Annotated in this window: 5 protein-coding genes and 2 tRNA genes; 2 read left to right on the top strand and 5 right to left on the bottom strand. The window is 66.9% G+C overall.

The features are described 5' to 3' along the window. Positions 1 to 121: 121 nt before the first annotated feature. Together EPN29_04000 and EPN29_04005 are read right to left on the bottom strand one after the other, a co-directional pair. A tRNA-Glu gene (locus EPN29_04000) sits at positions 122 to 198 on the bottom strand. 6 nt (positions 199 to 204) lie between these two features. Further along, positions 205 to 279, bottom strand: a tRNA-Val gene (locus tag EPN29_04005). A gap of 111 nt (positions 280 to 390) precedes the next feature. On the opposite strand from EPN29_04005, the gene EPN29_04010 reads away from it, so the two are divergent. Continuing rightward, a complete protein-coding gene (locus EPN29_04010; protein ID TAN34213.1) occupies positions 391 to 735 on the top strand; it encodes a 4a-hydroxytetrahydrobiopterin dehydratase in 345 nt (114 codons plus the stop codon). 223 nt (positions 736 to 958) lie between these two features. On the opposite strand, the gene EPN29_04015 is transcribed toward EPN29_04010, so the two are convergent. Together EPN29_04015 and EPN29_04020 are read right to left on the bottom strand one after the other, a co-directional pair. After that, the gene (locus EPN29_04015) at positions 959 to 2,278 is read right to left on the bottom strand and encodes a hypothetical protein (protein TAN34214.1); all 1,320 of its coding nucleotides are present in this window, start codon (positions 2,276 to 2,278) and stop codon (positions 959 to 961) included. A 28-nt stretch (positions 2,279 to 2,306) separates the two neighbouring features. After that, on the bottom strand, positions 2,307 to 4,403 hold the full coding sequence (locus EPN29_04020; protein TAN34217.1) for an ABC transporter ATP-binding protein: 2,097 nt from the start codon (positions 4,401 to 4,403) through the stop codon (positions 2,307 to 2,309). Between the two features lie 95 nt (positions 4,404 to 4,498). Here EPN29_04020 and EPN29_04025 point away from each other — a divergent pair, with 95 nt between their 5' ends. Then, on the top strand, positions 4,499 to 4,918 hold the full coding sequence (locus EPN29_04025; GenBank protein TAN34215.1) for a hypothetical protein: 420 nt from the start codon (positions 4,499 to 4,501) through the stop codon (positions 4,916 to 4,918). Positions 4,919 to 4,921: 3 nt separating this feature from the next. Here the strand turns inward: EPN29_04025 and EPN29_04030 are convergent, their stop codons facing one another. Next, positions 4,922 to 5,185 carry a GlsB/YeaQ/YmgE family stress response membrane protein gene (locus EPN29_04030; protein ID TAN34216.1) on the bottom strand — a complete coding sequence of 88 codons (264 nt, stop codon included), beginning with the start codon at positions 5,183 to 5,185 and terminating at the stop codon, positions 4,922 to 4,924. Between the last annotated feature and the right edge of the window lie 299 nt (positions 5,186 to 5,484).

A 5,484-nucleotide genomic window follows, 5' to 3' on the forward strand; every position in this document is an offset into this window, starting at 1 on the left:
GACGGTCAGCTTCTCAGAGCCCTCACCCTCGAGCCAAACCGAAGCTACTACGGTCTTGCAGGCCGCTGGCCTGTGCACAATGTCCTGCAACAGGTGTCCTCGATGTCTTGAGACAGGACACTGGTAGCCCCGGCGGGATTCGAACCCGCGATCTCAGCCTTGAGAGGGCTGCGTCCTAGTCCACTAGACGACGGGGCCATGTGCTGGTGGGCGGCGTTGGGTTTGAACCAACGACCTCTTGCGTGTGAGGCAAGCGCTCTCCCACTGAGCTAGCCGCCCATGGGAGTGATCATTTTACCCACCGCTCCTCGACCGGCGGGATGGAAGCCCCATTCTCCCCGCCCGGCTCCCCAAGCCGGAAGGTCATTGGACTTACGATTTGATGTTGAGATGAAGACCCCACTGGCTCAGCGCCGCTGCGTCGTTTGCAAGCCCGGCACTCCCCCGCTCCCTCGCGCCGAAATCGACGCGCTCCTGGCCCAGGTTTCGGGTTGGGCGGTCGAGCAGGCGGGCGACCACCTCCGCCTCGCCAAGACCTACAAGTTCAAAGGGTTCATGCCCGGGGTCGAGCTCGTCAACCGCATCGCCACCATCGCCGAGGCGGAGGCCCACCACCCCGACCTGCTGATCAGCTGGGGGTCGGTGACCGTTCAGCTTTGGACCCACGCCGCCGGCGGGCTGACGGACAACGACTTCATCCTGGCGGCCCGGATCGATCAGGTCGAGAAGTCTTAACCGAGGTTCCTTTGCTTTGTCGGAGTCCGCGTGCTAGCTTCTTCCGACTTGATCCACCACCTCGTTTGTTGGTTTTTCCATCGCCGTGAACGTGAGGTGCTGCTGCCAGGGGTGCTGCCGTGGGGTATCGACGCCGTGGTCTTCTGCTGGCGTTGCGACCACATGCGCGGGCGAGCCGTCCGCGTCCTCGAGCTGAACTTTCCGCGCCCGTAGCGGTCCGAGCTCACCTCTCCAGCACGACAGCCGGGTAGTGAGCCCGTAGGACGGTCGCGCGCGGGAACTCCTGGGCGGCCAGGTCCCGGAGGCGCAGGTCGACGTTCCAGCTCACGACGACGACGGCGGTGCAGTCCTGGAGCTGATCGGCGCTCGACACGATCGTGAATTCGGTCGTGTACGCCGCCAGCACCTGCTCGTCGACGTGGATGACGCAGGCGGTGCCCCCGCCGGAATGGATCCGCTCGACTGCCGCCGCCGCCTGAGGAAGCGCCAGCGGATCCTCTGTGTAGCCGGGCACCTGGCTGACCGCGGCGGTGATGGCGCCGAGCGCGACGACGGGCGCCAGCACCTTCCAGCGGGCGATGGCGGCCGCCATCAGGTAGGCGCAAGCCGGGATGAGAAAGACGAAAAACCGCGGGTACAGGTATGCGGGCTGAAGGCCGAGCCACAGGATGGCGACGACCGCAGTCAGCACTCCGATCGACGCCCACAGCCACGGCTCGCCGCGAACCGTCCAGAGTCCCAAGCCGGCGGCGGACAGCCACAGGCCCAGCGTCAGCAGCACGGGAGCGCCGACCAGGAAGAAGACGAGATCGCGCGGGAAGGTGGGATAGAAGACGCTGGCCGGAAAGCCGTGCTGCACGAATTCCATGAACTCGATGTTGGCGTTGGCGGCGGCGCCGAGGAGACCGCCGGCGACCCACGCCGGCGCCAGCCGGATCAGCTGCTGCTTCGACCGGCGCGTCGCGATCCACGCGATGTGCAGGAGCAGGACCACCGCCGTGAACACGTGCGCCGCGATGGCCAGGCCCATCAGCAGGGCGTAGACGGCCAGGCGCCAGCGAGTCCAGTTGGCCGCCAGCACGATCGTGGCCACCAGCGCGCAGAGCGCCGCGATGCTGTAGCCGCGTAGGTCGCGGCTGTTGTCGACGAACAGCGGGTCGGTGGCGATGAACAGGCCGGCGCATGCTCCCGCCACCAGCCCGAACTGCTTTGCCAGCACGGTCGTGGTCACCCCCACCATGCCCCCGCCGGCGAACGCCGGCAGGAGGCGGTACACGACCTCGCTGCGCGAGCCCGTCACCGAGTAGATGACATGGCTCAAGAACGAGAGGAGTACGTGGTCGTTGGATGCGACCGTCTTCAGCGGGACGGTGGGCAGCACCGAGTGGACGGCGAAGGCATCCCACAAAGACGGGGTGGCGACAAAGTTGGCGAAGGTGGCGGCGGCGTCGTAACCGTACGAGCGGCCGGCGCCGATCAGGTAGAGGGCGGCGGTGGCGGCGCCGAGCATCGCTCCGGCGAGGGCCGGAGCCCGGGGACGCATGGCGGGGAAAGATAGTGCTTTGCGCTGTTTACGGGTGAGTGGGCGTTCCCACCCCGGCTTCGCCGGACCTCTCCACAAGCGGATAGGTGAGCGCCTCCTCCGGAAGTATGTCTTCACCCGTGTACGCCGACGCTTGCATCCGGAACAGGCGCGCGTAGCGGCCGTCGAGCCGCATCAGCTCCTCGTGCGTGCCGTCTTCCACCAGCCGGCCGTGCTCGAGAAAGATGATCCGGTCGGCACGCCGGACGGTCGAGAACCGGTGCGAGATGTAGACGGCCGTGCGGCCCTTGGTCAGCGAGTGCAGGCGTTCGAACAGGTCGTACTCAGCCTGCGCGTCGAGGGCGGAGGTGGGCTCGTCGAGCAGCAGGATCTTGGCGTCGCGCATGAACGCGCGCGCCAGCGCGACCTTCTGCCACTCCCCGCCCGACAGGTTGACGCCGGCATCGAACCACTTGCCCAACGCCGTGTCGTAGCCCTCGGGCAGCCTTGAGATGAGCTCGTCCGCTCCCGCCTGCCGGCTCGCGGCCATGATGGCCTCGCGGTCCGCGATGTCGCCCACGCTGCCAAGGCCGATGTTCTCCGCCGCCGTCGCCTGGTAGTCGACGTAGTCCTGGAACATGGCGCCGACCTGCGTGCGCAGGCCGGCAGGGTCGAAATCGCGGATGTCGACGCCGTCGATGAGGATCCGTCCGTCCGCCGGGTCGTAGAGGCGGCAGATGAGCTTGAACAGCGTCGTCTTGCCCGCGCCGTTGCGGCCCACGACGGCGAGCGTCTCCCCCGCATTGACCGTGAAGCTGAGGCCGGTGAGCGCGTTCTTCTCGGCGCCCGGATACGCAAACGTCACGTTCTCGAACGTGATCTCGCCGCGCAGCGGATCGGGCAACTTGACAGTGACAGCCGGAACGGGCATCGAGGGCTCCGTCGCCATCAGCTCGAACAGGTTGTTGAGATAGAGGTTGTGCTCGTACATGCCCGAGAACCCGCTGAGGATGCCCTGGATTGAGCCCTGCACCGACTGCGCCGCCGCCGTGTACAGGGTCAGGTCGCCCAGGGTCAGCCGGCCCGCGATCGCCTGCAGCGCGACGTACAGATAGGTCAGCGACGTGGCGATCGTGCTCAGGTTGCCCCAGGCAAACCCGGTCGTGTAGCGCCTCACGACCTGCGAGCGCTGGCTGCCGTAAAACGCGTCGGCGATAAGGCGGTAGCGCTCGATGAAGTAGCCGCCGAGGCCGAAGAGCTTCACCTCTTTGGCAAAGGCGTCGGTCGTCACCAGGCTCACGAGGTAGTTCATGCGCCTCAGGAGGCGCGAGCCCCAACGCGCGATGTTGTAGCCCCGCCAGCCGTACTTCGTGTCGGCGATGAAAGCCGGAATCGGGGAGACCAGCGCCAGCAGGGCGAGCAGGGGGCTGACGCCCAGGAGGAGCGCGATCATGGTCACGAAGGTCAGCAGCGTCTGGACCAGGCCGAACGCGGTGGAGATCATCATCACGGGGCGGTTGATGGAGTCGGTCTGTGCGCGGCGCAGCACGTCGTAGGACGCCGGGTCTTCGTAGAACTGCAGGTCGAGCGTCGCGGCCTTCTCCATCACCATCAGTTGGATCCGCATCGCCACCGAGTTCTGCAGCAGCTGCTGCGCGATGTTGCGGGTGGTGCTGAGGAGGGCGGTGAGCGCGAAGAGCGCCAGCTGGACCAGAGCGAGAAAGACGATCATGCCGACCGAGGTGAAGGCAGGCGTGTGCCACGGGCCAACCGAGGCCGGCGCCCCGATCGACGCCAGCGACACCTGGTCCGCGAGGTGGAAGTCGTGGACCTTGATCCCCTGCACCACGGCATTGATCAGGAGCTTGGCCGTGTAGGCGGCGGCAGCGGGGATGACACCCGCAATTGCGGTCGTGACGAACAGCGCGAGGGTGACCGCCGGGCTCGCGTCCCAGACCAGCCGGAGCACTCTCGGCAGCGCCGCCGTGGTGCCCGTGACCGACTGCTTCAAGCTCTCCCAGCGGCCCCGGAGGTCCTTGGGACCTTCCGGCAGCGGCGGCGGCTCGAGCGTCGGATCGCCGGTGAGGCCGCTGATGGCCGGCCCGGTGTCGGGTTTCTTCCGGCGCCTGTGCCACCAGTGGATCATCGGCGGCCCGCCGCCGGGCGGCATCATCCCCATCTCAATGGGAGCTTACGGAAGCCGGGTTGACGCCGAATTTGTTGCAGCGTAATGTTGTAATTATGGATGAGAAAGAGTTCGGATCGATCAAGGGTTGGTTTGCCGGAAGGCTCCCGGACGGCTGGTTCACGGGGGTGGAGGTCACGATCGAGGACGACCAGATCGTGGTCCTCGGGACGCTGGCCGAGCTCAGCGCCGGCTCGACGCCGGAGGAGAAGGAGGGCGCGGCCGCCGGCCGGATCGCCCGCTTCCGCGAAGAGACGCGCGGCGAGCGCATCGGCATCGCCCAGGAAGCCGAGGAGCGCTTCCACAAATATGTGACCTGGGGCGCCAGGCTCGGGGGCGTGACCAAGCGCTTCAATCCCGGCGGCGGCGGCAGGTCGAGCGGCGACCGGCGGGTCATGATCGGCCGGTGGTGGCGGCACGGGCGGGGACGGCGAGGCACCGGCCAGTCGGCGGCATCGCAATCGCAGGTCTTTTAAGAGTCAGGCTTTGCGGCGGGTTCGACCCGTCAGCGCGCCCCACACCAAAAGCAGGATGACGGCGCCCGCAAACGCGATCAGGATCTGGCCGAAGATGCCATAGCCGATCGAGATTTGAAGCAGACCCGCGAGCCAGCGACCGATGAAAGCGCCCAGGACCCCGATCACGATGTCCATCAGCCAGCCCTTGCCCTTGCCGGTCACCACCCTGCTGGCCAGGAACCCCGCGACCAGGCCGACCACGATCGTGACGAGGAGATTTTCCACCCGGTAATTAAAACCTGCTCGCCTGCCGTCCGCTCGCGCGCCGGCAACATGGAGTTGGGGTCAGGCGGCAGCCGGGAAGAGGGCCTAGATCGTCCTGTCCCCGAGTAGGCGAGACACTCGGCGGCTGAAGGACTGGGAAGAGGGCGTGCCGGTGTCGCTCGGAGGCCCACAAGCGATGTCGGTGGGGAAAAATCGCCCCTCTCCCCTGCGGGGAGAGGGTCAGGGTGAGGGGCGCGAGCTCGCTGCCGCCGCGGGCAGAGGTTTCTTGGGATTTACAGCCTTCTTTGCTTGACGCCCGA

This window comes from bacterium, from assembly GCA_004299235.1.
Classification (GTDB): Bacteria; Chloroflexota; Dormibacteria; order Dormibacterales; family Dormibacteraceae; genus SCQL01.